Below are 26,698 nucleotides of genomic sequence, written 5' to 3'. Positions count from 1 at the left end.
CGGTCGCCGGTCCGCGTCAGGAGTCTCGGTCGGTCGGGTCGAACACGATCGCTTGCAGCGTGCTCCGCAGGTCGTGTGCGGCCCGGTCGCTGACCGACGTGAGGAACGCGCGCTCGGCCTCGTCGCTCGCCGCCGTGGCGAGGCGGAGGGTTTCCCGGCCCGCCACGGTCAGCTCGACCACGTTGCGGCGGCGGTCGTCGGCGTCGGGGTGGCGTGACACCAGGCCCTTGCCCTCCAGCGCGTCCAGCAGCGCGACCATCGTCGTGCGGTCGATGCCGAGCCGGTGCGCGGCCTGCTGCTGGGACAGCGGCTCGTGGCCGGCGAGGGTGAGCATCACGCCCAGCTCCCGTCCCTCGACGCCGTGCGGCTCCAACGCGTCCGCGAGCAGTTCCGCCATCCGCAGCTGCGCGTGCTTGAGCAGGTAGACGAGGTTGCCCCGAAGCTCCGGTCCTGGTCCGTCGGTCCTTGCCACCCGCCGATCCTACCGCTAGCCTGATCGTCAGTAGCACTGATAATCAGCTGGACGACAGAAAGGCCGGACGATGATCCTGGTCACCGGGGGTCTCGGTTTCATCGGCTCGCACACCGTGCGGGCGCTGCTCGACCTCGGCGAGGGCTGCGTGCTGGTCCAGCGCCGTGCCGCCGACGTGCCCGCGCACCTCGCCGGCGAACGGGTGGCGGTGGAGCGGGTCGACATCACCGACCTCGCGGCGCTGCTCGACGTCGGCACGCGGCACGAGATCACCGGCATCGTGCACCTCGCCGGCTCGATGCCCTGGCCGCCCGCCCCGGAGCGCCCGGTGGAGGCCACGCGCACCGCGCTCGGCGGTCTGCTCAACATCGTGGAGGCGGCCCGGACCTGGGGCGTGGCGCGCGTCGGCGTCGCCAGCACCATCGGCGTCTACGGCGGCGTGCCCGGTGACGGCCCGCTCAGCGAGGACCTGCCGTTGCCGATGTCCTCACCGCACGTGATCCCGAGGTTCAAGAAGATCGGCGAACTGCTCACCGGGCACCTGGCGGAGGCCACCGGCATCGAAATCGTGGACTACCGCATCTCCGGCATCTGGGGACCGGGCGAGCCCCACGGCGCGCTCTTCTTCGCCGCGCCCGAACTGGTCCACGCCGCCGCGCGCGGCACCGAGCCGGACCTCTCCGCCCTCCACGGCCCGGCGTACGCCGAAGACGCCCTCGACCTCTGCTACGCCAAGGACTGCGGCCGGGCCATCGCGCTCCTGCAGACCACGCCCGGGCTCCACCACCGCACCTACAACGTCGCCTCCGGCCGCGCGACGTCCAACGCCGACCTCATCGCCGCGATCAAGCGGGTCGTCCCGGACGCGAAGGTCGACCTGCCGACCGGCGGGACAGGGGGACGGAGCTGGCTCGACATCACCCGGCTCCGGCAGGACACCGGCTACGAACCCGCCTACGACACCGAACGGGCCGTCGCCGACTACCTCGCCTGGCTGCGCGCGGGCAACGAGCGCTGAGGGGTCAGCCCAGCACCAGCGCGACCGGCACGGCGATGCCCCAGACGAGCATGGCCAGGCCCGTGTCGCGCAGCACGGGGATCAGGTCGCGGCCCTTGCTGCCGTTCAGCACCCGGCGCGCGCCGAGCACGGCCAGGGGCAGGGCCAGGAAGCCGATCAGGGCCAGCGGCACGCGCAAGCCGATCACCGGCGTGATCAGGAACGGGATCGAGACCAGGGCCAGGTACAGCCGGCGAGAGTCCCGGTCGCCCAGGGTGGACGCCAGGGTCCGCTTGCCCGCCTGGATGTCGGTCGGGATGTCGCGCAGGCTGTTCGCGATCATCACGCCGGTCGAGAACGCGCCCATCGCGACCGCGCCGCCGATGCCGATGCCGGTGACCTCCCCGGTCTGCACGTACAGCGTGCCGAGCACCGCCGCCGGCCCGAAGAACAGGAACACGGCCAGCTCGCCCAGGCCCGAGTACCCGTACGGCTTGCGGCCACCGGTGTAGAACCACGCCGCCGCGATGCACACCGCGCCGAACGCCACCAACCAGTACCGGCCCGACAGCACGACCAGCGCCAGGCCCGCCACCGCCGCCACGCCCAGCGCCGCGAACGCCGCCGCGCGCACCGCCCGCGGATCGGCCGCACCCGACCCGACCAGCCGGAACGGGCCGACGCGGTGCTCGTCGGTCCCCCGGATGCCGTCGGAGTAGTCGTTGGCGTAGTTGACGCCGACCTGCAACGCCACCGCGACCACGAGCGCCAGCACCGCCCGGGTCAGGTCGAAGCCGTCGATGTGGTGCGCGGCGCCCGCGCCGACCAGCACCGGCGCGATCGAGTTCGGCAGCGTGCGGGGGCGGGTCCCCGATACCCACTGGGCGACTGTGGCCATGTCGGACATCCTCCGACATGGTGAACGGGGACCCGCTCCCGGGTGGCCGCCTGATCAGCGAACCGGGTGGATCGGCGAACCGGGGTGGATCGGCGACCGGGTGGATCAGCGAGCCGGGTGGATCAGCACGCGGTGGCGCCCGACACGCCGGACACGTACGCCCGGGCGATGAACTTGCCCGCCGCGATCCGGAACCAGATGTTCGACGTGCCCTGCGAGCCCGTCACCGACTGGCCGGTCACCTGGCACTCGACCCGCACCTGCGCGTAGTTCGCGGCCAGGCCGACCTGGGCAGCCGTCGACGTCGCGCCGCCGCGCACGTTCAGCGGGTCGCCCGCGGTGCGGACGAAGCCCGCCGGGCCCGAACCGGTCCACTGGTAGGTGACCGTGACCCACGAGTTGTCGGTCAGCTTCAGGCCGTCCCAGAACGTGCCGTCGGCCAGGTCGATGCCCGCCGGGTTGGCCACGGCGCGGCCGAACTGGTCCTTGCCGCCGTTGTAGCCGTCCTGGTAGGCGGCCTGCGCCTCGGGCTTGCCCTGGGGCAGGTCCTTCCACATCTCCCGGGTGGACGACGGGTTCCAGTAGTCGTCCTTGGTGTTCCACGGGCCGACGTCCCACACCGGCGCCCACTCGCACCGGCCGTTGGACGCGCACACCCGCACGCTGTACGTGCCGGTCCCCTTGGCGGACAGGCCGCGCCGGGACGGCAGGGCGACGAAGTGGTCGCGGCTGACGATCACGTGCCCGTTTGCGGTCGTGCCGCCGACCAGGCCCTCACGGGTCGCGTAGACCCGGTAGGACAGACCGGCGGCCTGCGCCCCGACGTCCGACGAGGCGGCCGTGGTGAACGCCCGGAGGTCCACCCGGCTCACCTCGGGCGACGCCTTCTCGGCCGTCAGCGCCAGCCGGACCTGCACGGTGGTGACCGCGGCGGGCAGCACGGCGGGCGCGTCGGGGCGGGCCTCGACCCACTCGGTCCACTGCTCGTCGCCCACCGCGCCGCGCACGTCCACGGCGACTTCCGCGCCGGCGGGGACGTGGCTCCTCACGGTCGCGGCGACGGCGTTGACCGGCGCGTCGAACGTCCGCGGGTCGAGTTGCAGGAACCCGGTGCGGACGGCGGCCCGCGCGCTGGCGGGCGTCGGCGCGGCGCGGTCGAGCCGCACCGCGCCGTGGTGCGTCGTGACGCCGTTGTCGTCGGCGTTCACGGTGGAGAGGTCGGCCGTCCACTCGTGGTCGCCCTCGGCGGCGGCGGGCGCCGCCAGACCGGCGGTCAGGACGGTGGCGACGGCGAGCGGTATCAGGTAGCGCCTGGTCATCGCAGCACTCCTCGTCCGGGCGCGCGGTGCGGTGGTGACCGCGGCAGGGCCGCGCGCCTCGGCGTCGCCGAGCCAACCGCCTGGCGTGGTTACCTGTCAACCAACAATCTTGCTAATAAGACAGAAACTCACCCAAACGAGCTGGCGACCGCCTTCCGATCCACCTTGCCGGGCCCGCGCAGCGGCAGTTCCGTCACGAACGCGACCCGCTTCGGCATGGCGAACCGCCCCACCACGTCGCCGACCGCCGCGCACAGCTCGTCCGCGTCGGGCGGGTCACCCGGATCCTCCGGCACCACGGCCGCGGCCACCACTTGACCCCACTCGGCGTCGGGCAGGCCCACCACGCACGCCTCCCGCACGCCGGGCTGGGCCACCAGCACCCGTTCGACCCTGGTGGGCGCGATGTTCTCGCCGCCGCTGATGATCACGTCGTCGGCCCGGCCGAGCACCTCCACCGTGCCGTCGGGCAGGACGCGGCCCAGGTCGCCGGTGCGGAACCACTCGCCGAACGGCTCGCCGCCCTGGTAGCCCAGCGCCAGCACGGGCCCGCCGACCTCGATCCGGCCGTCGACCAGCCGCACGCGCACGCCGTCCAGCGGCAGCCCGTCGTAGACGCACCCGCCGGACGTCTCGCTCATCCCGTACGTGGTGACGACCCGGACACCGAGCCGCCGCGACCGCTCCAGCAGGCTGGGCGGGGTGGCCGCGCCGCCGATCAGCACGGCGTCGAACTGCCGGGCGGCGGCCAGCCCCGGGCCCTCGGTGGCGACCAGGCGGGCCAGCTGGGTGGGCACGAGCGCGGTGTAGTGACGTCCCGGCGTGGCCAGCAACGGTCGGGCCGCGACGGCGAAGTCGGCGGCGCGGAAACCGGGCGCCAGGTCCATCACGCCCGGCTCGACGCCCGCCACGACCGACCGCACCAGCACCTGGATGCCCGCGATGTGCGTGGTCGGCAGGGCGAGCAGCCACCGGCCGGGCCCGCCGAGGCGGGCGTGGGTCAGCTCGGCGGACGCGGTGAGCGCGTCCGCGCCGAGCAGCACGGTCTTCGGCTCGCCGGTGGAGCCGGACGTCGTGACCGCGAGCGCGGCCCCGGTCTCCCACCCGCGCAGCGGCGGCAGGTCGCCGGCCTGCGCCCGTGCCGTGCCGCCGCCGGCCAGGGCGGCGCGCAGCTCGTCGAGGGTGGCCATCAGTAGAAGTAGGGGTAGTCGGACCAGTCCGGCGGGCGCTTCTCCAGGAAGGCGTCCCGGCCCTCCACCGCCTCGTCGGTCATGTACGCCAGGCGCGTGGTCTCGCCCGCGAAGATCTGCTGCCCGACCAGGCCGTCGTCGATCAGGTTGAACGCGTACTTCAGCATCCGCTGCGCCGTCGGCGACTTGCCGTTGATCTCCTTCGCCCACTCCAGCGCCGTCGACTCCAGCTCGGCGTGCGGCACGACCGCGTTCACCGCGCCCATCTGCCGCATGTCCTCGGCGCTGTAGGTCCGGCCGAGGAAGAAGATCTCGCGGGCGAACTTCTGGCCGACCTGCCGGGCCAGGTACGCCGAGCCGTAGCCGCCGTCGAAGCTGCCGACGTCGGCGTCGGTCTGCTTGAACTTCGCGTGCTCGGCGCTGGCCAGCGTGAGGTCGCACACCACGTGCAGGCTGTGCCCGCCGCCCGCGGCCCAGCCGGGCACGACCGCGATGACGACCTTCGGCATGAACCGGATCAGGCGCTGGCACTCCAGGATGTGCAGCCGGCCCGCGCGGGCCGGGTCGATGGTCTCCGCCGTCTCGCCGGACGCGTACTGGTAGCCGCTGCGCCCGCGGATGCGCTGGTCGCCGCCCGAGCAGAACGCCCAGCCGCCGTCGCGCGGCGACGGGCCGTTGCCGGTGAGCAGGACGCACCCGACGTCCGAGCTCATCCGGGCGTGGTCCAGCGCGCGGTACAGCTCGTCGACCGTGTGGGGCCGGAACGCGTTGCGCACCTCCGGCCGGTCGAACGCGATGCGCACCGTGCCCTGGTCGACCGCGCGGTGGTAGGTGATGTCGGTGAAGTCGAAGCCCTCGACCCGCTTCCAGCGGGCGGCGTCGAACAGCTCGGAAACGTCCTGATCTGCCACGGCAGGGACAATAGGCCCGCGCCGCGGCCGGTCGCGGTACCGGTCCGGCTCGGCGCGTGGAACCACCTGGTCGCGGGCTGAGCGACAATGAGCGGGTGAACCCGTCCACCGCGCAGGCCAGGGTGCTCGTCGACGAGCTGATCCGCAACGACGTCCGACACGTCGTGCTGAGCCCCGGATCGCGCAACGCGCCGCTGTCGTTCGCCCTGCACGAGGCAGCCGCGGCCGGCCGGCTCACCCTGCACGTCCGCGTGGACGAGCGCACCGCGGGCTTCCTCGCCCTGGGCCTGGCCAAGGGCAGCGGCGAGGTCACCGCCGTCACCTGCACGTCCGGCACCGCCGTGGCGAACCTGCACCCCGCCGTGCTGGAGGCCAGGCACTCGGGTGTGCCGGTCATCGCGCTCACCGCCGACCGGCCGGTCGAGCTCTACCGCACGGGCGCCAGCCAGACCGTGGACCAGCAGCGCGTCTTCGGCCTGGACACGCTCCAGTTCCCCATCGCCGAACGCCGGGACGACCAGAACGGCCTGTGGCGCTCCCTGGTGTGCCGCGCCGTCGCCACCGCGCGCGAGCAGGGCCCGGTGCACGTCAACGTCCCGTTCCGCGAGCCCCTCGTGCCCGACCGCGCCGACGACTGGCCGGAGAGCCTGGACGGCCGCCCGTTCGACATGCCGTGGACCCGCACGGCCCGCCGCACGACCACCTCCACGCACGCCGCCGACCACCTCGGCCCGCGCACCCTGGTGATCGTCGGCGACACCGGGCACGACCTCTCCGACCTGGCCGAACGCGCCGGCTGGCCGATCGTCGCCGAACCGACCGGCCACGGTTTGCGCCACGGCGCGCTGCTGCTCAACGCGGGTGGGCTGCCCGAGCACCTCCGGCCGCGGGCGGTGGTCGTGGTCGGCCGCGCCACCCTCTCCCGGGGTGTGCTCAAGCTCATCGCGCGGACCCCGGTCGTGCACGTGCTGTCCGACGAGCTGGACTGGTCGGACCCGCAGTTCGCCGCCACGCACACGTCGACCGACCTGGTCCTCGGCGAGCACGACGTGGACGACGACTGGCTCACCGCCTGGCAGCACGCGGACAAGGCGGTCGCCGAGGTGGTGGACGGCCTGCTGGCGGAGCAGCCCTGGCCGACCGGCCTGCACGTGGCCCGCGACCTGGTCGCCGCGCTGCCGTCGGGCGCGAACCTGTTCCTCGGCTCGTCCAACCCGGTCCGCGACGTCGACCTGGTCGCCGAGCCGCGCCGCGACGTGCGCACCTACGCCAACCGGGGCGTGGCCGGCATCGACGGCAGCGTCTCCACGGCCGCCGGCATCGCGCTCACCCGGGGTCCGACCTACGCCCTGATCGGCGACCTGACGTTCCTGCACGACGCGAACGGCCTGCTCATCGGTCCCGGCGAGCCGCGTCCCGACCTGACGGTCGTCGTGCTCAACGACGACGGCGGCGGCATCTTCGCGTTGTTGGAACAGGGTGCGGAGGAGCACCAGCAGGCGTTCGAACGCGTTTTCGGCACGCCGCACGGCGTCGACCTGAAGTCGCTGTGCGCCGCGCACCACGTGCCGCACACCGAGGCCGCGACACCGGAGGAGCTGCGGCGGGCGCTCGACCGGCCGAGCGGAATCCGGGTGGTGGAAATCCGGGCGGAACGCCACGAATTGCGCGATCTGCACGCCCGCTTGAAATCCGCCGTGTCAACCGCGTTCCACTAGTGGGAATCCTACCGACGGGGGTACAGCCCGCCGGTGGCCGCGACTAGCTTCGCCGCATGTCCCTGAGAGCGAAGCTGACCCTCGGTACCGCCACCGCGGCGTCCGTGCTCCTGCTCGCCGGCACGGCGACGGCGGCCCAACCAGGAGCGCCCGGCATCGGCGACCCCTACTACCCGAACGCGGGCAACGGCGGGTACGACGTTTCCCACTACGACATCAGGCTCAACTACCAGCCGAGCAGTGACACGCTTTCCGGCACCACGACGATCCTGGCCAGGACCACTCAGGACTTGAGCCGGTTCAACCTCGACTTCCTGTTGAAGGTCAGTTCCGTCCGGGTGAACAACAAGGTCGCCGCGTTCTCGCAGTCCGGCGGCGAACTCGTGGTCGACCCGCGCGGCACGCTGCGCGAGGGCTCGAACGTGACGGTCGTCGTGACGTACGCCGACGTGCCCTCCACGCACGCCGTGGACGGCTACACGTCGTGGAAGCGGACGCCGGACGGCGCGCTGGCGATCGACCAGCCCGACATCGCGCCGTGGTGGTTCCCGAGCAACAACCACCCGACCGACAAGGCCAAGTTCGACATCTCGGTGGCCGTGCCCACCGGCGTCGAGGTCCTCTCCGGCGGCCTGTTCGGCGGCACGACCCAGCAGATCAACGGCTGGACCCGGTGGCGGTACCGCAGCTTGCAGCCACAGGCCACGTACCTGGCGTTCATCGCCATCGGCCAGTTCGAGATCCGCCAGTCGACCGCGCCGAACGGCCAGCCGGTGCTCAACGCCTACTCGGAGCGGCTGGGCGCGGACTACGGCGCCTCCGTCGCCAGCATCGAGCGCACGCCCGAGGTGACCGAGTTCCTGGAGGGCCACTTCGGGCCGTACCCGTTCGAGGCGCAGGGCGGCGTGGTCACGCCGGGCATCGGCTTCGCGCTGGAGAACCAGACCCGCCCGACCTACGACGCCGGGTTCTTCCGCCGCGGCTCGAACACCTACGTCGTCACGCACGAGATCGCCCACCAGTGGTTCGGCGACTCGGTGGCCGTGCGGGGCTGGCAGGACATCTGGCTCAACGAGGGCTTCGCCAGCTACGCCGAGTGGCTGTGGTCCGAGCACGTCGGCGAGGGCACGGTCCAGGAGAACGCGGACTTCGTCTACGCCTCCTACCCCGCCGAGGACGAGTTCTGGCAGGTGCTGCCCGGTGACCCGGGCGCGGCGAACCAGTTCCACGGCGCGGTGTACGACCGCGGCGCGCTGACCGTGCACGCGTTGCGCGCCGAGATCGGCGACGAGGCGTTCTTCCGGCTGCTGCAGGAGTGGCCGACCGCGAAGCGCAACGGCAACGCGTCGACGGACGAGTTCATCGCGTTCGCCGAGGAGCTGTCCGGCAAGCAGCTCGACGAGCTGTTCCGGACCTGGCTGTTCACGCCGGTCAAGCCGGCCGCCGCACCGGGCTCGGACGGTCTCGCGGCACGTGCCGCCGCCGTGGCGGAGCCGAAGTCGTACCAGAAGATCCGGGAGACGCACGAGCTGCTCGCGGGTCACCGGCACTGACCGCACGGTGGAGGGCCGCCCTCGGGTTCGTGACCGAGGGCGGCCCCGCCGCGTGTCAGCCGGTCTCGCCGAGCCCGTCGACGACCTTCGTGGTGATCGCGCTGTAGCCGGTCACGGTGCCCGGCTCCAGGTACGGCTCGTGGGGCTGCGGACCGGCGACGGTGCGCTCGCCGATGAAGTCGCCGGTGGCCGGGTCCACGATCAGCTCACGCCGCTCGTGCACGTCCTCGATGGTGACCGCGACGCCGACGCGACCGTCGAGGTTGGCCTTGCCGTCGGCGACCGTGACGCCGTCGAGCAGCGCCAGCGCCCGGTAGAGCGAGGCGCGCAGGTCGGCGGGCACGAGGCCGGTGTGCAGCAGCTGCACGGCCCAGTGGAACACCGCGGCCGGCGTGCTGCCGCGCTGGGCCGTGAGGTCGCGCAGCCACTGGAGGAGGGCCTGCGGGTCGCGGGGGAGCGGCGCGTAGAAGTCCGGGTTGTCCCAGTCGGCCGGGTCGCCGCACACCTTCTTCGGCAGGGACTGGGGGAAGAAGTCGCCGCACGCGCCCCGGCGCTCGCCCTTCGCGGTCACGTCCGGCTCGGGCAGCGGCGCCTCGGACTGCGGCACCGTGCCGCCGAGCCACTTCGCGCCCTCCAGCGGCGTGCGCCGGTTGAGCCACTCATGCGTCACGTCCTGCGGGATCCACGTCTCGGTGCGGGACTCGACCAGGTACGCGTAGCCGGAGGGCTCGGCCGCCGGCTCGTCGACCGACGTCCCCATCATCACGCCGCGCGAGTTCCACTCGTGCGCCGCGATGTAGCGGTACTGACCGACGGCCAACGGCTGGTCGACGGCCGTGATCGCGTCGGCCGCCCGCGTCAGGTACTCCCGCGCGGACAGCAGTTCGACGGCCGGGGGCGGCGTCTCGGAGGGCGTTTCGGAGTGCGCGCCGGAGGACGTGCCCGCCACGGGCGGCGGCTGCCCGGCCCCGTTGTCGACCACGACCACGCCGGTGATCAGGGCCGCCGCCGCGGCGACGGCGACGGGTGCGAGCCACCGGGCGCGGCGTGCGCGCTTCGGGGAGGACTCCGCCGCGGCGGCCAGGACGCGGGCGCGCACGGCGTCGAGCGGCACGTCGGCGGTGCGGACGTCGTGGTGCAGCCGGTCGAGCGCGTCGTCGAGTTCACGCATCGCGGTTCTCCTCGGTGAGCAGGGCTTGGAGCTTGGCGCGGACCCGGTGCAGCCGGGAGCGGACGGTGCTGGCGGGCTCGCCGAGCGCGGCGGCGACCTCGGCCGGGGTGAGCCCGGCCCACGACGTGAGCAGGAGCGCGTCCCGGTCCTCGTCGCGCAGGTCGGCCAGGGCGCGGGTGAGCAGTCCGGCGTGCCGCTGGGCGTCCACCCGGTCGGCGACCGCGCCGCCGTGGTCGGGTTCGGGGCGGCCGACCGCGCGCAGGCCCGCGCGTCGGCCGCGCGTCTCGCGGCGGACGTGCTCGCGCACGAGGTTGGTGGCGATGCCGTAGAGCCAGCCCTTCACCGGCGCCTGCCCCGGGTCGTAGCTGTGCCGCCGCTTCAACGCCACCAGGAACGTCTCGGCGACCAGGTCGTCGGCCGCGGCGTCACCGGCCCGACCGGCGAGGTAGCCGCGCAACTGCCGGGCGTGCGCGTCGAACAGCTCGGCGAACGCGGCCGTGACGTCCGGCCCGCGCAGGTCGGGTGGTTTGTCCAGTGCTGTGGTCACGTACCGGTTGGCCGAAGTGCCCTCGGGCGTCCCGGTGACGTGTGTCACATGCCTTCGAGGGCCTCGCGGAAGGGCAGCATCTTGGCGTGCGCCTCGCGCACCTCGGAGTCCGGGTCGGACTCGGCGACCAGGCCGCAGCCGGCGAACAGGCGGGCCGTGCGGCCCTCCACCTGCGCGCAGCGCAACGCGATGCCGAGCTCGCCGTCGCCGTTGCCGTCGATCCAGCCGACCGGACCCGCGTAGCGGCCCCGGTCCATGCCCTCCAGCTCCTCGATCATCGCGATGGCCTCCGCGCGCGGCGTGCCGCCGACGGCCGCCGTGGGGTGCAGCGCCTCGCCCAGCGCGAGCAGCGACGGCGTGCCGCTGAGCGTGCCGATGACGTCGCTGGACAGGTGGGAGACGTTCGGCAGCCGCAGCACCGAGGGCCCCTCCACCGACATGGTGTCGCAGAACGGCCGCAGCGTCTGCACCAGCGACGCCACCGCGTACTCGTGCTCGTCGCGGTTCTTGCCCGACGACAGCAGCGCGGCGGCCAGCTCGTCGTCCGAGATGCCGTCGTGCGGCCACGTGGTGCCCGCCAGCACCCGCGAGTCGACCACGGACCCGCTGCGCCGCAGCAGCAGTTCGGGCGTGGCGCCGATCAGGCCGTCCACGGCGTACACCCAGCACTCGGGGTAGCGCCGGGCCAGGCCCTCCAGCACGAACCGGTGGTCGATGCCGACGTCCGCGACCGCGAGCAGGTCGTGCGCGAGCACCACCTTCTCCAGCTCGCCCTCGCGCATCCGCTCGACCGCCGCGCGCACGGCCTCGCGGTACCCGGTGACGGACACCTGCCCGTCGCTGTAGCGCACCTGCGAGGGCTTGCGCACGGGCTCGACCCGCCGCTTGCCGCCGTCGCCGATCGTGGTCAGCCAGCTCTGCCCGTTGCGGCGGCCGAGCACGACCTCCGGCACCACGAGCACCGAGCGGCCGGGCCGGTCGGCGAACGCCATGCTGACGAACGCCACCGGTCCGGTGCCGGGCACGCCGAGCTCGTCGGCCACGTCGAGGTCGTCGGTGAACTCGCGCCACCAGCGGTCGGCGGCGGCGAACCGGTCCGGCCCCGACACCTCGAACCTGGCCGCCTCACCCCATCCGACCAGGCCCGTTCCGTCCCTCACCCAGCTCAGCGCACCGGTCGGCGAGGGCAACCGGCCCAGCAGGTTGTCGCCCACGACGCGCCTGGTGTGCACGCGCAGCCGTTGTCGGGTCCGCGAGGCAGGAGCTGAGGTCACGGCGTCGAGGGTATGGACTCATCGCTGAGATCCGGCGCGGAGGCCGCCCTAGACTCCTCAGCTGTGGTGGACGACGCAGTGCGGACGGGTGCCCGCCCCAAGGCTCGGCTCCTGGTCAGCCGGGCGTTGGCGCTGCTGGGCGCGGTGGTGACGCTGATCGGGGTGATCCTGCTCGCGGCGTGCTGGCGCGACGACCTGATGATCGAGGAGCGGCTGGGCAAGGCGACCGCCGAGGTGGTGTCCGTCTCGTTCCAGCGCACCGTGGTGCGCTTCGCCACGCCGGACGGCGCCGTGCACAGCCCGTCGCAGGGCCTGCTGTACCCGGAGGGGCTGGAGCCGGGCCAGCTGGTGCGCGTCGAGTACGACACGGCCGACCCCGAGGTGGCGCGGGTCGCCGGCCGCACGGCCGTGCTCGCGCTGCTGCCGATCGGCACGTTCCTGCTCGCCGTGTGGGCGGTGCTGGCGCCGCTGCTCTGGTGGGTCCGCCGCCGGTGGTGACCAGGGCTTGTGACAGTCCTGCCCAAAATCGGCCTTCAGGTGTAACATCGGTTGCATGGACCTGGAGGCGCAGTTCGAGCGCACCGTCGCGGCCGAGCAGCGCGTCGAACCGCGCGACTGGATGCCCGACGGCTACCGCAAGACGCTGATCCGGCAGATCGCGCAGCACGCGCACTCCGAGATCATCGGCATGCAGCCCGAGGGCAACTGGATCAGCCGCGCGCCGTCGCTGCGCCGCAAGGCGATCCTGCTGGCCAAGGTCCAGGACGAGGCCGGGCACGGGCTGTACCTGTACGCCGCCACCGAGACGCTGGGCGCGGACCGGGGCGAGCTGACCGAGAAGCTGATCTCGGGCAGGCAGAAGTACTCCTCGATCTTCAACTACCCGACGCTGTCCTACGCCGACGTCGGCGTGATCGGCTGGCTCGTCGACGGCGCCGCGATCTGCAACCAGGTGCCGCTGTGCCGCACGTCCTACGGGCCGTACGCGCGGGCGATGATCCGGGTCTGCAAGGAGGAGTCCTTCCACCAGCGGCAGGGCTACGAGCTGCTGATGACGATGATGTCCGGCACCGACGCCCAGCGCGCGATGGTGCAGGAGTCGGTGGACCGCTGGTGGTGGCCGTCGCTGATGATGTTCGGCCCGCCGGACGCCGAGTCGGCCAACACCGAGCAGTCGATGAAGTGGCGGATCAAGCGCAACACCAACGACGAGCTGCGGCAGAAGTTCGTCGACATGACCGTGCCGCAGGCCGGGAAGCTGGGCGTGACGCTGCCCGACCCGGAGCTGAGGTGGAACGCCGAGCGCGGGCACCACGACTTCGGCCAGCCGGACTGGGACGAGTTCTGGCAGGTCGTGGGCGGCAACGGGCCGACGAACGCGCAGCGCGTCGAGCACCGGCGCAAGGCGCACGAGGACGGCGAGTGGGTGCGTGCCGCCGCCGAGGCGCACGCCGCCAAGCACGCGGCGCAGGAAGGTGTGGCATGAGCGAGCTCGCGAGCGAATCATCCAACACGGTGTTCTGGGCTCTTGTCACGCCGAGCCTCGGCGAGGTGTGCGCATGAGTTCTTCGTGGCCGCTGTGGGAAGTGTTCGTGCGCGGCAAGCGCGGGTTGAACCACGTGCACGTCGGATCGCTGCACGCGCCGGACGCCGAGATGGCGCTGCGCAACGCGCGTGACGTCTACACCCGGCGCAACGAGGGCGTGTCGATCTGGGTGGTGCCGGCGACGGCGATCACCGCGTCGTCGCCGGACGAGAAGGACCCGTTCTTCGAGCCGAGCGGGGACAAGGTCTACCGGCACCCGACGTTCTACGAGATCCCCGAGGACGTGCCGCACCTATGAGCTTCGACAACGCGTACGAGTCGTTGATCGACGGTCACGAGGACGCGCACTGGGCGTTCGGCACCGGGTTCGCCGAGCCGTTGGCCGGGGTGGACCGCGAGGTGCCCGACGTCGACCGCGCCGACCTGACCGCGTACTGCCTGATGCTCGGCGACGACGCGCTGGTGATGTCCCAGCGGCTGGCCGAGTGGTGCTCCCGCGCGCCGGAGCTGGAGGAGGACGTCGCGCTGGCCAACATCGCGCTCGACCTGCTCGGCCAGGCCCGGATGCTGCTGACCAGGGCGGGCGAGGTCGAGGGCGCGGGGCGGGACGAGGACGCGCTCGCGTACCTGCGCGACGAGCGCGACTTCCGCAACGTGCACCTGGCGGAGATCGAGTGCGGGCCGTTCGCGGGCGGCGACTTCGCCACCACCGTGGCGCGGCTGCTCGTGTTCTCCTCGTGGAAGCTCGCCCAGTACTCGCGGCTGCGCGGCAGCGCCGACCCGGTGCTGGCGGCCGTGGCGGCGAAGGGCTTGAAGGAGCTGGCCTACCACCGCGACCACGCGGCGCAGTGGGTCGTGCGGCTCGGTGACGGCACCGAGGAGTCGCACCGGCGGATGCGGGCGGGGTTGGCCCGGGTGTGGCCGTTCCTGGCCGAGCTGTTCACCGCGCACGCCGTGGAGCTGCGGCTGGCCGGCGTCGCGGTCGACCCGGCCGAGCTGCGGTCCGAAGTGGACGGCGTGCTGGACGAGGTGCTGGCGGCGGCGGGGCTGACGCGGCCCGCGGACGTGCCGGCGGCGCGGGTCAACGGGCTGGCGGGGCGCGACGGCGTGCACACCGAGGCGTTCGGCTACCTGCTGGCCGAGATGCAGCACCTGCACCGGTCGCTACCGGGTGCGTCGTGGTGAGCACCGCGGCGGAGGTCGCCGCGCGGGTCCGCGATCCGGAGCTGCCGGTGCTGACGCTGGCCGACCTCGGCGTGCTGCGGGACGTGACCGAGTCGGCCGGCCGGGTGTCGGTGACGATCACGCCCACCTACTCGGGGTGCCCGGCGCTCGACGAGATGGCCGCGGACCTGCGGCGGACGTTGCTGGCGGCCGGGTACGCGGCGGTGGACGTGCGGCTGTCGCTGTCACCCGCCTGGACCACGGACTGGATCAGCGAGGACGGGCTGCGCAAGCTGCGGGAGGCGGGCATCGCGCCGCCGTCCCGGCTGGGGCCGCGCGCGGTCGGCCCCGTGCCGCTGAACCTGACCCCGCCGTCGCGGCGGGTGCCGTGCCCGCGCTGCGGGTCGTCGCGGACCTCGGAGGTGTCGCGGTTCGGGTCGACGGCGTGCAAGTCGCTGCGCCGGTGCGCGGACTGCGCCGAGCCGTTCGAGCACGTGAAGGAGATCTGATGGCGCGGCCGGTGTTCCACGAGCTGACCGTCGCGTCGGTCGAACGGCTGTGCTCGGACGCGGTCGCGGTGACGTTCGAGGTGCCCGCATCGCTGGCCGCGGACTTCGCGTTCGCCCCGGGGCAGCACCTGACCCTGCGCAACGGCGACGAGCGGCGGTCGTACTCGATCTGCGCGCCCGCCGGCGGTCCGCTGCGGATCGGGGTGCGGCGGGTGGACGGCGGGCTGTTCTCGACGCTGCTGGTGGACCGGTCGCAGCGCGGCGACGTGCTGGAGGTCCTGCCGCCGTCGGGCGGCTTCACGCCGTCCGAGGGGGCGCACCACGGTCTGGTGGTCGCCGGGTCGGGCATCACGCCCGCGTTGTCGATCGCGGCATCGGTGCTGGCCGGCGGGGCGCGGGTGACGCTGCTGTACGGGAACCGGCGCGCGGACACGGTGATGTTCGCCGACGAGCTGGCGGACCTGAAGGACCGCTACCCGGCGCGGTTCCAGCTGGTGCACGTGCTGTCGCGGGAGCCGCGGGACGTCGAGCTGTTCAGCGGGCGGCTGGACGCGGCGAAGCTGCGGGCGCTGTTCTCGACCGTGGTGCCGTGGGCGGATGTCGACGCGTGGTGGCTGTGCGGGCCGCACGGGATGGTGCGGGACGCGGAGGACGTGCTGGCGTCCCTGGGCGTCCCCTCGTCCGCCGTGCGCCACGAGCTGTTCTACGTGGACGAGCCACCGCCCCCGCCGCGCCGCGCGGAGTCCGCCGAGGTCGCCGCCGCGGTCGCGACCGTGGTCCTGGACGGGCGGAGCACCGAAGTGCCGTTGCCGGCGGACGTGCCGATCCTCGACGCGGCCCAGCGGGTGCGCGCCGACCTGCCGTTCGCGTGCAAGGGCGGTGTGTGCGGGACGTGCCGCGCGCTGGTCGTGTCCGGCGAGGTGGAGATGCGGCGGAACTACGCCCTGGAGCCGCGTGAGGTGGAGGCCGGTTTCGTGCTGACGTGCCAATCGGTCGCCGTGACTCCGGCCGTTACCGTGGATTACGACGCCTGATCTGGCACATTGGGCTCATGGGACGGTCGGCGCTCTGGGGTCTGGTCATCGGCACGCTGCTGATGGCGGCCCTGCTGGTGTCCGGCTTGACCCTGTCCTCGCCCGATGACGCGACCGCGACGTCGGTCCTGGCGACCCTGGTCGCGTCCGGGATCATGGGCGTGGTGATGGGCGGCGTGCCCGGCACCCTGGTGGGCCTCGTCGTGGGAGCCATCCGCAACCGCTCCCGGCCCCCGGTGCTGCCCCCGCGCCCACCGACGCTGCTCCCACCACCCCCGCCGCAGCCCCCGGTGAACGACCGCTGGTCCGCCATGGTCGGCCGCTGCGAGCTGTCCGTGCGCCGGGTGGCCGCCGCCGTGTTCACCGTGCCACCGTCACCGGCCAGGGCGTGGCTGGAGCGGATCGCCGCGCAGTTCGCCGCCGAACTGCCGGACGTGCGCCGGATCGCGGACCTGGGCCGGGCCCTGGGCGCCGACCAGCACCACCCGGTGGCCGCCCGCCTGAACAGCGCCGTGCACGACTTCACGTCGTTCGAGGACGAGGTGGGCCGCGTCGCCCTGCAACTGCTGAACCAGACGTCCCTGGACGCCGTCCGCACCCACCTGGAAGTCCTGGAGCAACAGCTGCCCCACCTGGGCAACGGTTAGCCCGGCCGCCCCGGTCGCCGGCACGCGCCGAACGGCCCTAGCGGGACGTGGAGGACGCCTGCCACCAGGCCAGGACCTCCTCCGCCACCTCCGGCATGGCCACGAGCAGGCCGTCCACCGGCAGGGGGTCGTCCTCACCCCTGCGGTCCAGCACGGCGGCGCCCGATTCGACGGCCAGGGCGACCGCGCCCGCCACGTCCCACTCGTGGTAGCTGTCCAGGACGGCGGCGGCGGCGTGACCGAGGGCCACCTGGGCGACGGCCAGGGCCTTGGAGCCGAGCACCCGCACGCCCGTGCCCGTCAGCGCGGCCCGGGAGATGAACTCGCCCATCCCCGGCCACGGGCCGGTCCGCGTCATCTCCGTGCACACGATGGAGCTCACCGCCTGGTCGCCGAGCCGCACCGGCGTGCCGTTCGCCCTCATGCCACGCCCCCGCGCCGCCGCGTAGATCTGCGCCCGGTACGGGTCCGCGACCACGCCGACGACCGGGCCCCACCGGTCGATCAGCGCCAGGCTGTACGCGCACCAAGGCACACCGGCGACGTAGTTCGCGGTCCCGTCGACCGGGTCGACCACCCAGCGGAACTCCGCGTCGCTCACCACGTCGCTGTCGGTGTCCTCGCAGAACACCGGGATGTCCGGGAACTCGGCCGTCAGCACCCGCCGCGTGTGCCGCTCCAACGTCCGGTCGGTGTCGGTCACCCAGTCGAACGGCGACGCCTCGTCATCGGGTCGCGCGCCGCGCCCGGCGGTCGCCATGATCACGTCGGACGCGTCGTTGGCGAGTCGACCCGCTATCTCCAGCGCGATCGACACCAGGCCGGGATCGACGGGCTGCGCGGGTCGGGACGACAAGACGGTCATGCCGACCTAGTGTCGGCGCACCGGGTGACCGCGTCGCGTACTCCAGGTGAACCCGGGGCCAACGTCAACCGCGACGCGGAGAGTTCGGCGGGGGTTCGCGGAGTTGTCACGCCGCCGTGTCCTTCGCACCGCAAGGTGATCGGCGTGCGCGTAGCGATCGTCACCGAGAGCTTCCTGCCCCGGGTCAACGGGGTCACCAACTCGGTGCTGCGAGTCCTGGACCACCTCCGGGCGCACGGTCACCAGGCGGTGGTCGTGGCGCCCGGCGCGGGTGCGGACCACCACCTCGGCACGCCGGTCGTGCGCGTGCCCGCGGTGGACCTGCCGAGGTTCAGCTCGCTGCCCGTCGGGGTGCCCACGCGCAAGGTGCTGACCGCGCTGGCCGACTTCCGGCCGGACGTCGTGCACCTGGCGAGCCCGTTCGTGCTGGGCGCGCGGGGCCTGTCCGCCGCGCGCGGGCTGGGCATCCCGACCGTCGCCGTCTACCAGACCGACATCGCCGGGTTCGCCGGTCACTACGGCCTCGGCCTCACCGCCCGCGCCGCCTGGCGGTGGACGCGCCGGCTGCACGCGCAGGCCGACCGCACGCTCGCGCCGTCGACGTGGGCCGCGGACGCGCTCCGGGAGCACGGCGTGCCGCGCGTGCACCGGTGGGGGCGTGGTGTGGACGCCGAGCTGTTCCACCCCACCCGGCGGGACGAGGCGTTGCGGGCCTCGTTGGCGCCGGGCGGTGAGCTGCTCGTCGGGTACGTCGGCCGGCTGTCGCCGGAGAAGCGGGTGGACCGGCTCGCCGCGCTCGCCGACCTGCCCGGCGTGCGGCTGGTGGTGGTCGGCGAGGGGCCGGAGGAGGCGCGGCTGCGGCACGACCTGCCCGGCGCGGCGTTCCTCGGCTTCAAGAGCGGCGCGGACCTGGCCGCCGCGTACGCGAGCCTGGACGTGTTCGTGCACACGGGCCCGCACGAGACGTTCTGCCAGGCCGTGCAGGAGGCGATGGCCAGCGGTGTGCCGGTGGTCGCCCCGGACGCGGGCGGGCCGCGTGACCTGGTGCGACCCGGCACCGGCTACCTGTTCACCGACGACGCGCAGCTCCGGCGAGCGGTGGTGGAGCTGGGCGACCCGCTGCGCCGCCGCCGGTACGGGCCAGCGGCCCGGCGCTGGGTGCGCGGGCGCACGTGGTCGGCCGTGTGCGACGAGCTGCTGGGCCACTACGCGGCCGTGCTGGACCTGCCTGCGCGTCGTGCGGCATGAGGATCGGGCACACGTGAGGATCGGGCTCGCATGAGGATCGTGCAGCTGGCCAACTTCTACGGTCCGCGTTCCGGTGGGTTGCGCACGGCGCTGCACCACCTCGGGGGCGGTTACGCGGCGAACGGGCACCAGGTCACGCTGGTCGTCCCGGGCGCCGCGCACGCCGACGAGGAGCTGTCGCCGGGCGTGCGTCGGGTGACGTTGCCCGCGCCGCGCATCCCGGGCACCGGCGGGTACCGGGCGGTGGACCCGTGGCGCGTGCGGGCGTTGCTCGACCACCTGGCGCCCGACCGGCTGGAGGTGTCGGACCGGCTCACGTTGCGGGGGATGGGCCGGTGGGCGGCCGGGCGCGGCGTGCCGAGCGTGGTGATCTCGCACGAGCGGCTGGACCGGCTGCTGGAGCAGTTCCTGCTGCCCACGCCGTCGGCGCGGTGGTGCGCGGACCGGGCGAACGCGCGGATGGCCGCGTCCTACGACACGGTGGTGTGCACGACGGAGTTCGCGCGGGAGGAGTTCGACCGGATCGGCGCGCGCAACGTGGCCCGCGTGCCGCTGGGCGTCGACCTGCGCACGTTCACCCCGGCCCGGCACGACCGGTCGTTGCGGGCGGAGCTGGCGCGGGGTGCCGACGCGCTGCTCGTGCACTGCGGGCGGTTGTCGGCGGAGAAGCACGTCGAGCGCAGCGTCGACACCGCGGCCGAGCTGCGCGCGGCCGGGCACGACGTGCGGCTGGTGATCGCCGGTGACGGTCCGCGCCGCGAGGCGTTGGAACGCCGTGCCGCGGGTCTGCCGGTCACGTTCCTCGGCTTCGTCGGCCGGCGCGCCGACGTCGCCGACCTGCTGGCCACGGCCGACGTGTCGCTGGCGCCGGGCCCGCACGAGACGTTCGGCCTGGCCGCCCTGGAGGCCCTGGCCTCCGGCACCCCGGTCGTCGTCTCGGCGTCGTCCGCCCTCCGCGAGATCGTCCGCCCCGGCTGCGGCGCCGCCGTGCCGGACCACGCCCCGGCCTTCGCGGGCGCCGTCACCGCGCTGCTCGACCACCCGGAGCCGACCCGCCGCTCCGCCGCCCGTGCCCGCGCCGAGGAGTACCCCTGGCACACCGCCGTGACCGGCATGCTCACCGCCCTCCGCGCCACCTGACCCCGAGAGTCCTACCTTCACAGCGCGAGAGTCCTACGTTCGGAACGTGCGTGTCCTACGTTCGGAACACCCGAGTTCAACGCTCAGAACAGCCGGGCGGTGTTCTGAGCGTTCAACTCGGGGTGCCTGAACGTAGGACACGCGTGTTCCGAACGTAGGACTCACGAGGCGTGGAGGTAGGACTCTCGCGCGGGGGGTGGGGGCGTCACTTAGGCTTCCGGCATGGCGCGTGCAGGTCTGGACAAGAACCCCCGCGAGGTCGCCGAGATGTTCGACGGCGTGGCCAAGGGCTACGACCGGACGAACTCGGTGATGACCCTGGGGTTCGACCGGCGCTGGCGGGAGTGGAGCAGGCGGGTGCTGGACGCCAAGCCCGGCGAGAAGGTGCTCGACCTCGCCGCCGGCACGGCGGTGTCCACGGTGGAGTACGCGGCGTCGGGCGCGTGGTGCGTGGCGGCCGACTTCTCGCTCGGCATGCTCCTGGGCGGCGCGCACCGGCCGGTGCCGAAGGTGGCCGCCGACGCCCTGCGCCTGCCGTTCGCCGACAACTCCTTCGACGCGGTCACCGTCTCCTTCGGCCTGCGCAACTTCAACGACACCGAGGCCGCGCTGCGCGAGATGGCACGCGTGGTCAAGCCCGGCGGACGGCTCGTGGTGTGCGAGGTCTCCACGCCGACGTTCCGCCCGTTCCGCTTCGTCTACATGCGCCACCTGCTGCGCGTCCTGCCGCTCATCGCCCGCTTCGTCTCCTCCAACCCGGAGGCCTACAAGTACCTCGCCGAGTCCATGCGCACGTGGCCCGACCAGCGCGCGCTCGGCGAGGTCGTGGCCCGCGCCGGCTGGGAGGACGTCGCCTGGATGAACCTCACCGGCGGCATGGTCGCGCTGCACCGCGGCACCAAGCCCGCGCCGCACGAGCCCGCGTAGCGGTCGAGCGCGCGGAGTCCTCAGCAGCGCGCAAGTAGACTCGCCCTGGACTTTGTGAACACGGGCACAAGGAGCGGGGATGACGACTCCCAGCCGCCGCAAGGCAGGCGAGGACGCCGAGGTGATCGTGGTCGGGGCGGGGCCCGCGGGCTCCACCGCGGCCACCTACCTGGCACGCGCGGGCCTGGACGTGGTGCTGCTGGAGAAGAGCACCTTCCCGCGCGAGAAGGTGTGCGGCGATGGCTTGACCCCGCGCGGGGTCAAGCAGCTGATCGACCTGGGCATCGACACCCGCGAGGAAGCCGGCTGGCTGCACAACCGCGGCCTGCGCGTGGTCGGCGGCGGCGTCACGCTGGAGCTCGACTGGCCCGAGCTGGCCACCTTCCCGCCCTACGGCCTGGTGCGCCCCCGGCAGGACTTCGACGAGATGCTGGCGAACACCGCCGTCGCGGCGGGCGCCCGGATGCACGAGCAGACCACCGTCACGGGCGCGCTGGTCGAGCACGGCCGAGTGGTCGGCGTGCAGGCCAAGCAGGGCCCGGACAAGACCCCGGTCACCTACCGCGCCCCGATCGTCCTGGCCTGCGACGGCGTCAGCGCCCGCCTCGCGCTGAGCGTCGGCATCCAGAAGGACGACGCCAAGCCGATGGGCGTCGCGGTCCGCCGCTACTACGCCAGCCCCCGCACGAAGGACGACTACCTGGAGTCGCACCTGGAGCTGTGGGACCGCGCCAACGACGTCCTCCTGCCCGGCTACGGCTGGATCTTCGGCATGGGCGACGGCACGGTGAACGTCGGCCTCGGCATCCTCAGCACCTCCAAGGCCTACGGCACCACGGACTACCGCGCGCTGCTCAAGAGCTGGCTCGACGGCACCCCGGAGGAGTGGGGCTTCCGCGAGGAGAACGCCACCGGCAAGATCGGCGGCGCGGCCCTGCCGATGGGCCTGAACCGCAAGCCCCACTACCGCGACGGCCTGCTGCTCGTCGGCGACGCGGGCGGCATGGTCAACCCGTTCAACGGCGAGGGCATCGGCTACGCCATGGAGTCGGCGCGGATCGCCGCCGAGACCGTGGTGCAGGCGCTGGCCCGCCAGGGCGCGAGCCGGGAACGCGCGCTGCACGGCTACCCGGTGCGCATCGAACAGGCCCTGGGCAGCTACTACCGGCTCGGCAACGTCTTCAGCAAGCTCATCGGCCACCCCACCGTCATGCGCACCGCGACCAAGTACGGGCTGCCGCGCAAGACCCTGATGAAGCTGGTCCTGAAGCTGCTCGCGGGCCTTTACGACCCCAAGGACGGCGACTCGTTCGACCGCGTCATCACCGCCGCCACGAAACTCACCCCAACGGCCTAACGGGCCCCCACTAACCGACGCAGCGCTGACTTGAGGGTCGGCGCTGTTTCGTTTTCGGTGTGCTTCCGTTCACGGACGGGACGGCCAACTGTTGATCTGCACCGTGAAAGTGCAGGTCAGGGCGTATGTCGGGGGTGCCCGTCACGCCTGTGTGTGACGTTCTACACTGACCCTCAGGTCTTGTGAATCAGTTCACAACCGGCTGAGATGCCTTGTGAAGTGTTTCACAAGCGACCTGCGGATTGTTAGGCGCGCCTAACCTCCGGAGGCCGCAAGAACACCCTTTAGGGTGCGCAACGGTCGGCGGTGCACCACCACCGCGACGCGAGGAAAGGACGACGGAGAGTGCTGGACCCTTACCTCCCCCTCGTATTGATGTTCGTCCTCGCCGGGGCCTTCGCGCTGTTCTCGGTGACGGCCGCGCCGTACATCGGTCCCCGCCGCTACAACCGCGCGAAGCTCGACGCCTACGAGTGCGGCATCGAGCCGTCGCCGCAACCGGTGGTGGGCGGTGGCCGCATGCCGGTCGCCTACTACCTCACGGCGATGCTGTTCATCCTGTTCGACATCGAAATGGTGTTCCTCTACCCCTTCGCGGTCTCCGCGGACCGGCTCGGCCTGTTCGGCCTGGTGGAGATCGCACTGTTCGTCGCGACGGTCGGCTTCGCGTACGCCTACGTGTGGCGTCGCGGCGGCCTCGACTGGAACTGAGGGGGAAACCAGTGGGTCTCGAAGAGAAGCTCCCGAACGGCATCCTGCTCGCCAGCGTGGAGAAGCTGGTCAACTGGACCCGCAAGTCCTCGCTGTGGCCCGCCACCTTCGGCCTGGCGTGCTGCGCGATCGAGATGATGACCACCGGCGGCCCGCGCTACGACCTCGCGCGGTTCGGCATGGAGGTCTTCCGCGCCTCGCCGCGCCAGGCCGACCTGATGATCGTCGCGGGCCGGGTGACCAACAAGATGGCGCCGGTGCTGCGGCAGATCTACGACCAGATGCCCGAGCCGCGCTGGGTGCTCGCCATGGGCGTCTGCGCCTCCAGCGGCGGCATGTTCAACAACTACGCGGTCGTGCAGGGCGTGGACCACGTCGTGCCGGTCGACATGTACCTGCCGGGCTGTCCGCCGCGGCCGGAGATGCTGATCGACGCGATCCTCAAGATCCACGCGAAGATCATGGACGAACCGCTCGGGGCGAACCGCGCCGCGCTGCTGGCCGAGTCGGGCCACCAGACGGCCATCATCCCGTCCTCCGAGCGCTTTGCGAAGAAGTGAGCGGCAATGCCACATGACACCGGTGCTGACGACAACAACGCCAAGGACGAGGTCGCCCGGACCCCTGGCGCGGGCACCCCGGGCAACGACGAGGCGCTGAGCTCGGCGAGCATGGACGAGTCGCAGCACGAGGAGCACCTCGCGCGCGGCGGCATGGTCGCGGGCAGAGCGCGCCAGGGCATGTTCGGCATCTCCGGCACGGGCGACACCTCCGGCTTCGGCGGCCTGCGGCTGCCCGCCCACGTCGCCGCGCCGTCCGAGCGGCCCTACGGCGGCTGGTTCGACGAGGTCGCCGACGAGCTGCTGGCCGCGATCCGGGAGAAGGGCCTGCCGGCCGACACGGTCCAGCAGATCACCGTCGACCGCGGCGAGATCACCTTCTTCCTGCGCCGCGAGCCGCTGGTGGACGTGGCGCGCATCCTGCGCGACGACCCGGCGCTGCGGTTCGAGCTGTGCAGCTCGGTGTCCGGCGTCGACTACGGCGTCGACGCGCCGCAGCGGCTGCACTCGGTGTACCACCTGACGTCGATGACCTACCGCCGGCGCATCCGGCTGGAGGTCGCGGTCGACGTGGACGACGCGCACATCCCCAGCGTGGTCTCGGTCTACCCGACCGCGGACTGGCAGGAGCGCGAGGCCTGGGACATGTTCGGCATCGTCTACGACGGCCACCCGGGGCTCACCCGGATCCTCATGCCGGACGACTGGGACGGCCACCCGCAGCGCAAGGACTACCCGCTCGGCGGCATCCCGGTGGAGTACAAGGGCGCGGAGATCCCCCCGCCAGACCAGAGGCGGTCCTACTCATGACCGAGCGACTTTCCGACGTGACCACCGGCACCGACACCAGTGCCGCGGGCCGCGACAGCGAAGCCCCCGAAGCCCGCGACACCGGCCGGAGCACGCCGGAGGCCGACGCGTACGCGGGCTCGCGCCAGACGACCGAGGGCACCGTCTACACGGTGACCGGCGGCGACTGGGACGAGGTGCTGGCCGAGGCCGCGGGTGACGAGCGCATCGTCATGAACCTGGGTCCGCAGCACCCCTCCACGCACGGCGTGCTGCGCCTGGTGCTGGAGCTGGAGGGCGAGACCGTCACCCAGGCCCGCAGCGTCATCGGCTACCTGCACACCGGCATCGAGAAGAACGTCGAGTACCGCAACTGGACCCAGGGCGTCACGTTCGTGACGCGGATGGACTACCTGGCCCCGCTGCACAACGAGGCCGCGTACTGCATGGCGGTCGAGAAGCTGCTCGGCATCACCGTCCCGCAGCGGGCGCAGACGATCCGCGTGCTGCTCATGGAGCTCAACCGGATCAGCTCGCACCTGGTGGCGCTGGCCACCGGCGGCATGGAGCTGGGCGCGCTGACCGGCATGACCGCGGGCTTCCGCGAGCGCGAAGAGGTCCTGCACCTGCTGGAGTTCCTCACGGGTCTGCGGATGAACCACGCGTTCATCCGGCCCGGCGGCCTGGCGCAGGACCTGCCCCAGGGCGCCGAGCAGAAGATCAAGGACTTCATCAAGGTGATGGACTCCCGGCTGCCGGACTACGACAAGCTGCTGTCGGGCCAGCCGATCTGGCGCAACCGCCTGGCGGGCGTCGGCTACCTGCCGGTGGACGCGTGCCTCGCGCTGGGCATCACCGGCCCGATCCTGCGCTCCGCGGGCCTGCCGTGGGACCTGCGCAAGGTCGACCCCTACTGCGGTTACGAGAACTACGAGTTCGACGTGCCCACGTCGAACGCCGCCGACTCCTACGCCCGCTACCTGCTGCGGCTGGAGGAGATGCACCAGTCGCTGCGGATCGTCCGGCAGGCCGTGGACAACCTGACGCCCGGCCCGGTCATGGTCGCCGACGCCAAGGTCGCGTGGCCCGCGCAGCTGACCATCGGCGCGGACGGCATGGGCAACTCGCTGGAGCACGTCCGCAAGATCATGGGCCAGTCCATGGAGTCCCTGATCCACCACTTCAAGCTGGTGACCGAGGGCTTCGCGGTGCCGGCGGGCCAGGTGTACGTGCCGATCGAGTCGCCGCGCGGCGAGCTCGGCTACCACGTGGTCTCCGACGGCGGCACCCGGCCGATGCGCGTGCACGTGCGCGAACCCAGCTTCGTGAACCTCCAGGCGATGCCGGCGATGTGCGAGGGCGGCATGGTCGCCGACGTCATCGCGTCGGTGGCCTCTATCGACCCGGTGATGGGTGGTTGTGACCGATGACGCAGACGCAGGAACCCACCGACCTCTTCGACCAGTCCATCGTGGACAAGGCGCGGGCGATCATCGCGCGCTATCCGCAGCCGCGATCGTCGCTGCTGCCCATGCTGCACCTGGTGCAGTCGGTCGAGGGGTACGTCAGCCAGGCGGGCATCACGTTCTGCGCCGACCAGCTCGACCTGACCAACGCCGAGGTCAGCGCGGTCGCGACGTTCTACACCATGTACAAGCGCCGCCCGTGCGGCGAGCACCTGGTGAGCATCTGCACGAACACGCTGTGCGCGGCGCTCGGCGGTGACGCCATCTACGCCAAGATCAAGGACCACCTGGCCGTCGGCCACGAGGAGACCGCGGGCGAGCCGGGCACGCCGGGCTCGATCACGCTGGAGCACGCCGAGTGCCTGGCGGCCTGCGACCTCGGCCCGGTGCTCCAGGTCAACTACGAGTACTTCGACAACCAGACGCCCGACGGCGCGCTGGAGCTGGTGAAGTCCTTGCAGGCCGGTGAGAAGCCGCACCCGACGCGGGGCGCGCCGCTGACCGACTTCCGCCAGGCCGAGTTGCAGCTGGCCGGGTTCTTCGAGGGCCGGGACGCGGACCTGGACGGCCCGTCGGCCGCGCCGGAGACGGTGCGCGGGGCCAAGATCGCCGCGGAGCGCGGCTGGACCGCGCCGGCCATGCCGGATGACGCGGAGTTCCCGCCGCTGCCGGAGAAGAAGTAGGT

General features: G+C 72.7%; 28 protein-coding genes. 19 read left to right on the top strand and 9 right to left on the bottom strand.

The window, feature by feature from the left end; genetic code table 11:
* Window positions 1–16: 16 nt before the first annotated feature.
* The gene (locus tag ACQPYE_RS38420) at window positions 17–472 is read right to left on the bottom strand and encodes a MarR family winged helix-turn-helix transcriptional regulator (RefSeq protein ID WP_498717997.1); all 456 of its coding nucleotides are present in this window, start codon (window positions 470–472) and stop codon (window positions 17–19) included.
* Window positions 473–542: 70 nt separating this feature from the next.
* Here ACQPYE_RS38420 and ACQPYE_RS38415 point away from each other — a divergent pair, with 70 nt between their 5' ends.
* Complete coding sequence (locus ACQPYE_RS38415) at window positions 543–1,490, top strand: NAD-dependent epimerase/dehydratase family protein (RefSeq protein WP_498717996.1); 948 nt, start codon at window positions 543–545, stop codon at window positions 1,488–1,490.
* A gap of 4 nt (window positions 1,491–1,494) precedes the next feature.
* Here the strand turns inward: ACQPYE_RS38415 and ACQPYE_RS38410 are convergent, their stop codons facing one another.
* The 4 genes from ACQPYE_RS38410 to ACQPYE_RS38395 form a co-directional block, all read right to left on the bottom strand.
* Window positions 1,495–2,367 (bottom strand): 1,4-dihydroxy-2-naphthoate polyprenyltransferase, encoded by an 873-nt coding sequence (locus ACQPYE_RS38410; RefSeq protein ID WP_498717995.1) that lies wholly within the window; start codon window positions 2,365–2,367, stop codon window positions 1,495–1,497.
* Between the two features lie 122 nt (window positions 2,368–2,489).
* Window positions 2,490–3,686, bottom strand: coding sequence for a DUF8814 domain-containing protein (locus ACQPYE_RS38405; protein WP_498717994.1), 1,197 nt, complete (start codon window positions 3,684–3,686; stop codon window positions 2,490–2,492).
* 128 nt (window positions 3,687–3,814) lie between these two features.
* Window positions 3,815–4,876 carry an o-succinylbenzoate--CoA ligase gene (gene menE, locus ACQPYE_RS38400; protein WP_498717993.1) on the bottom strand — a complete coding sequence of 354 codons (1,062 nt, stop codon included), beginning with the start codon at window positions 4,874–4,876 and terminating at the stop codon, window positions 3,815–3,817.
* A complete protein-coding gene (locus ACQPYE_RS38395) occupies window positions 4,876–5,787 on the bottom strand; it encodes a 1,4-dihydroxy-2-naphthoyl-CoA synthase (protein WP_498717992.1) in 912 nt (303 codons plus the stop codon). The genes menE and ACQPYE_RS38395 overlap by 1 nt, the downstream gene beginning before the upstream one ends.
* A 95-nt stretch (window positions 5,788–5,882) precedes the next feature.
* On the opposite strand from ACQPYE_RS38395, the gene menD reads away from it, so the two are divergent.
* Both menD and ACQPYE_RS38385 read left to right on the top strand, forming a co-directional pair.
* On the top strand, window positions 5,883–7,505 hold the full coding sequence (gene menD, locus ACQPYE_RS38390; RefSeq protein ID WP_498717990.1) for a 2-succinyl-5-enolpyruvyl-6-hydroxy-3-cyclohexene-1-carboxylic-acid synthase: 1,623 nt from the start codon (window positions 5,883–5,885) through the stop codon (window positions 7,503–7,505).
* A 56-nt stretch (window positions 7,506–7,561) separates the two neighbouring features.
* The gene (locus ACQPYE_RS38385) at window positions 7,562–9,058 is read left to right on the top strand and encodes a M1 family metallopeptidase (RefSeq protein WP_498717989.1); all 1,497 of its coding nucleotides are present in this window, start codon (window positions 7,562–7,564) and stop codon (window positions 9,056–9,058) included.
* 55 nt (window positions 9,059–9,113) lie between these two features.
* Here the strand turns inward: ACQPYE_RS38385 and ACQPYE_RS38380 are convergent, their stop codons facing one another.
* From ACQPYE_RS38380 to ACQPYE_RS38370, 3 genes are read right to left on the bottom strand one after another with little or no spacing between them, the layout of a single operon-like run.
* A complete protein-coding gene (locus ACQPYE_RS38380; RefSeq protein ID WP_498717988.1) occupies window positions 9,114–10,229 on the bottom strand; it encodes a CU044_5270 family protein in 1,116 nt (371 codons plus the stop codon).
* Window positions 10,222–10,776, bottom strand: a complete 555-nt coding sequence (locus ACQPYE_RS38375) for an RNA polymerase sigma factor (protein ID WP_498717987.1) — start codon at window positions 10,774–10,776, stop codon at window positions 10,222–10,224. Before ACQPYE_RS38375 ends, ACQPYE_RS38380 begins: the two co-directional genes overlap by 8 nt.
* A gap of 44 nt (window positions 10,777–10,820) precedes the next feature.
* The gene (locus ACQPYE_RS38370; protein WP_498717986.1) at window positions 10,821–12,050 is read right to left on the bottom strand and encodes an isochorismate synthase; all 1,230 of its coding nucleotides are present in this window, start codon (window positions 12,048–12,050) and stop codon (window positions 10,821–10,823) included.
* Between the two features lie 63 nt (window positions 12,051–12,113).
* Between ACQPYE_RS38370 and ACQPYE_RS38365 the strand changes: the two genes are divergently transcribed.
* The 7 genes from ACQPYE_RS38365 (at window position 12,114) to ACQPYE_RS38335 (ending at window position 16,950) form a co-directional block, all read left to right on the top strand.
* Complete coding sequence (locus ACQPYE_RS38365) at window positions 12,114–12,548, top strand: DUF3592 domain-containing protein (RefSeq protein ID WP_498717985.1); 435 nt, start codon at window positions 12,114–12,116, stop codon at window positions 12,546–12,548.
* Window positions 12,549–12,603: 55 nt separating this feature from the next.
* Window positions 12,604–13,536, top strand: a complete 933-nt coding sequence (gene paaA / locus ACQPYE_RS38360) for a 1,2-phenylacetyl-CoA epoxidase subunit PaaA (protein WP_498717984.1) — start codon at window positions 12,604–12,606, stop codon at window positions 13,534–13,536.
* Between the two features lie 73 nt (window positions 13,537–13,609).
* Window positions 13,610–13,894 (top strand): 1,2-phenylacetyl-CoA epoxidase subunit PaaB, encoded by a 285-nt coding sequence (gene paaB / locus ACQPYE_RS38355; protein WP_158845120.1) that lies wholly within the window; start codon window positions 13,610–13,612, stop codon window positions 13,892–13,894.
* Window positions 13,891–14,781 (top strand): 1,2-phenylacetyl-CoA epoxidase subunit PaaC, encoded by an 891-nt coding sequence (gene paaC, locus ACQPYE_RS38350; protein ID WP_498717983.1) that lies wholly within the window; start codon window positions 13,891–13,893, stop codon window positions 14,779–14,781. Before paaB ends, paaC begins: the two co-directional genes overlap by 4 nt.
* On the top strand, window positions 14,778–15,269 hold the full coding sequence (paaD, locus tag ACQPYE_RS38345) for a 1,2-phenylacetyl-CoA epoxidase subunit PaaD (protein WP_498717982.1): 492 nt from the start codon (window positions 14,778–14,780) through the stop codon (window positions 15,267–15,269). The genes paaC and paaD overlap by 4 nt, the downstream gene beginning before the upstream one ends.
* On the top strand, window positions 15,269–16,303 hold the full coding sequence (paaE, locus tag ACQPYE_RS38340; RefSeq protein ID WP_498717981.1) for a 1,2-phenylacetyl-CoA epoxidase subunit PaaE: 1,035 nt from the start codon (window positions 15,269–15,271) through the stop codon (window positions 16,301–16,303). Before paaD ends, paaE begins: the two co-directional genes overlap by 1 nt.
* A 17-nt stretch (window positions 16,304–16,320) precedes the next feature.
* Complete coding sequence (locus ACQPYE_RS38335; RefSeq protein WP_498717980.1) at window positions 16,321–16,950, top strand: hypothetical protein; 630 nt, start codon at window positions 16,321–16,323, stop codon at window positions 16,948–16,950.
* Between the two features lie 37 nt (window positions 16,951–16,987).
* Here ACQPYE_RS38335 and ACQPYE_RS38330 read toward each other — a convergent pair whose 3' ends face one another.
* Window positions 16,988–17,815 (bottom strand): inositol monophosphatase family protein, encoded by an 828-nt coding sequence (locus tag ACQPYE_RS38330; RefSeq protein ID WP_498717979.1) that lies wholly within the window; start codon window positions 17,813–17,815, stop codon window positions 16,988–16,990.
* Window positions 17,816–17,959: 144 nt separating this feature from the next.
* On the opposite strand from ACQPYE_RS38330, the gene ACQPYE_RS38325 reads away from it, so the two are divergent.
* From ACQPYE_RS38325 to nuoE, 9 genes are all read left to right on the top strand, one after another.
* Window positions 17,960–19,063: a glycosyltransferase family 4 protein gene (locus ACQPYE_RS38325; protein ID WP_498717978.1), complete on the top strand. Its 1,104-nt coding sequence runs from the start codon at window positions 17,960–17,962 to the stop codon at window positions 19,061–19,063.
* 30 nt (window positions 19,064–19,093) lie between these two features.
* On the top strand, window positions 19,094–20,203 hold the full coding sequence (locus ACQPYE_RS38320; protein WP_498717977.1) for a glycosyltransferase: 1,110 nt from the start codon (window positions 19,094–19,096) through the stop codon (window positions 20,201–20,203).
* A 222-nt stretch (window positions 20,204–20,425) separates the two neighbouring features.
* Window positions 20,426–21,130: a demethylmenaquinone methyltransferase gene (locus tag ACQPYE_RS38315; protein WP_498717976.1), complete on the top strand. Its 705-nt coding sequence runs from the start codon at window positions 20,426–20,428 to the stop codon at window positions 21,128–21,130.
* Window positions 21,131–21,209: 79 nt separating this feature from the next.
* Window positions 21,210–22,487, top strand: a complete 1,278-nt coding sequence (locus tag ACQPYE_RS38310) for a geranylgeranyl reductase family protein (RefSeq protein WP_498717975.1) — start codon at window positions 21,210–21,212, stop codon at window positions 22,485–22,487.
* 345 nt (window positions 22,488–22,832) lie between these two features.
* Entirely contained in the window at window positions 22,833–23,198 is a 366-nt protein-coding gene (locus ACQPYE_RS38305) for an NADH-quinone oxidoreductase subunit A (RefSeq protein WP_053715312.1), read from the top strand.
* 11 nt (window positions 23,199–23,209) lie between these two features.
* Window positions 23,210–23,758, top strand: a complete 549-nt coding sequence (locus ACQPYE_RS38300; protein ID WP_123745201.1) for a NuoB/complex I 20 kDa subunit family protein — start codon at window positions 23,210–23,212, stop codon at window positions 23,756–23,758.
* 111 nt (window positions 23,759–23,869) lie between these two features.
* Window positions 23,870–24,568 (top strand): NADH-quinone oxidoreductase subunit C, encoded by a 699-nt coding sequence (locus ACQPYE_RS38295; RefSeq protein ID WP_498723071.1) that lies wholly within the window; start codon window positions 23,870–23,872, stop codon window positions 24,566–24,568.
* On the top strand, window positions 24,565–25,977 hold the full coding sequence (locus tag ACQPYE_RS38290; protein ID WP_498717974.1) for an NADH-quinone oxidoreductase subunit D: 1,413 nt from the start codon (window positions 24,565–24,567) through the stop codon (window positions 25,975–25,977). Before ACQPYE_RS38295 ends, ACQPYE_RS38290 begins: the two co-directional genes overlap by 4 nt.
* The gene (gene nuoE / locus ACQPYE_RS38285) at window positions 25,974–26,696 is read left to right on the top strand and encodes an NADH-quinone oxidoreductase subunit NuoE (protein WP_498717973.1); all 723 of its coding nucleotides are present in this window, start codon (window positions 25,974–25,976) and stop codon (window positions 26,694–26,696) included. The genes ACQPYE_RS38290 and nuoE overlap by 4 nt, the downstream gene beginning before the upstream one ends.
* The last annotated feature ends 2 nt before the right edge of the window (window positions 26,697–26,698 follow it).

The sequence above is a fragment of the Actinosynnema sp. CA-299493 genome (assembly GCF_050946825.1).
GTDB lineage: Bacteria > Actinomycetota > Actinomycetes > Mycobacteriales > Pseudonocardiaceae > Actinosynnema.
This window is presented reverse-complemented; position numbering and strand designations above follow the sequence as displayed.

Coding starts and splice junctions, on each gene's coding strand:
- paaB (WP_158845120.1), top strand. CDS start 13,610: ATGAGTTCTTCGTGGCCGCTGTGGGAAGTGTTCGTGCGCGGCAAGCGC.
- ACQPYE_RS38315 (WP_498717976.1), top strand. CDS start 20,426: ATGGCGCGTGCAGGTCTGGACAAGAACCCCCGCGAGGTCGCCGAGATG.
- ACQPYE_RS38335 (WP_498717980.1), top strand. CDS start 16,321: ATGGGACGGTCGGCGCTCTGGGGTCTGGTCATCGGCACGCTGCTGATG.
- ACQPYE_RS38415 (WP_498717996.1), top strand. CDS start 543: ATGATCCTGGTCACCGGGGGTCTCGGTTTCATCGGCTCGCACACCGTG.
- ACQPYE_RS38380 (WP_498717988.1), bottom strand. CDS start 10,229: ATGCGTGAACTCGACGACGCGCTCGACCGGCTGCACCACGACGTCCGC.
- ACQPYE_RS38405 (WP_498717994.1), bottom strand. CDS start 3,686: ATGACCAGGCGCTACCTGATACCGCTCGCCGTCGCCACCGTCCTGACC.
- nuoE (WP_498717973.1), top strand. CDS start 25,974: ATGACGCAGACGCAGGAACCCACCGACCTCTTCGACCAGTCCATCGTG.
- ACQPYE_RS38320 (WP_498717977.1), top strand. CDS start 19,094: ATGAGGATCGTGCAGCTGGCCAACTTCTACGGTCCGCGTTCCGGTGGG.
- ACQPYE_RS38290 (WP_498717974.1), top strand. CDS start 24,565: ATGACCGAGCGACTTTCCGACGTGACCACCGGCACCGACACCAGTGCC.
- ACQPYE_RS38385 (WP_498717989.1), top strand. CDS start 7,562: ATGTCCCTGAGAGCGAAGCTGACCCTCGGTACCGCCACCGCGGCGTCC.
- paaA (WP_498717984.1), top strand. CDS start 12,604: ATGGACCTGGAGGCGCAGTTCGAGCGCACCGTCGCGGCCGAGCAGCGC.
- ACQPYE_RS38310 (WP_498717975.1), top strand. CDS start 21,210: ATGACGACTCCCAGCCGCCGCAAGGCAGGCGAGGACGCCGAGGTGATC.
- menE (WP_498717993.1), bottom strand. CDS start 4,876: ATGGCCACCCTCGACGAGCTGCGCGCCGCCCTGGCCGGCGGCGGCACG.
- paaC (WP_498717983.1), top strand. CDS start 13,891: ATGAGCTTCGACAACGCGTACGAGTCGTTGATCGACGGTCACGAGGAC.
- paaE (WP_498717981.1), top strand. CDS start 15,269: ATGGCGCGGCCGGTGTTCCACGAGCTGACCGTCGCGTCGGTCGAACGG.
- ACQPYE_RS38410 (WP_498717995.1), bottom strand. CDS start 2,367: ATGGCCACAGTCGCCCAGTGGGTATCGGGGACCCGCCCCCGCACGCTG.
- ACQPYE_RS38295 (WP_498723071.1), top strand. CDS start 23,870: ATGGACGAGTCGCAGCACGAGGAGCACCTCGCGCGCGGCGGCATGGTC.
- ACQPYE_RS38330 (WP_498717979.1), bottom strand. CDS start 17,815: ATGACCGTCTTGTCGTCCCGACCCGCGCAGCCCGTCGATCCCGGCCTG.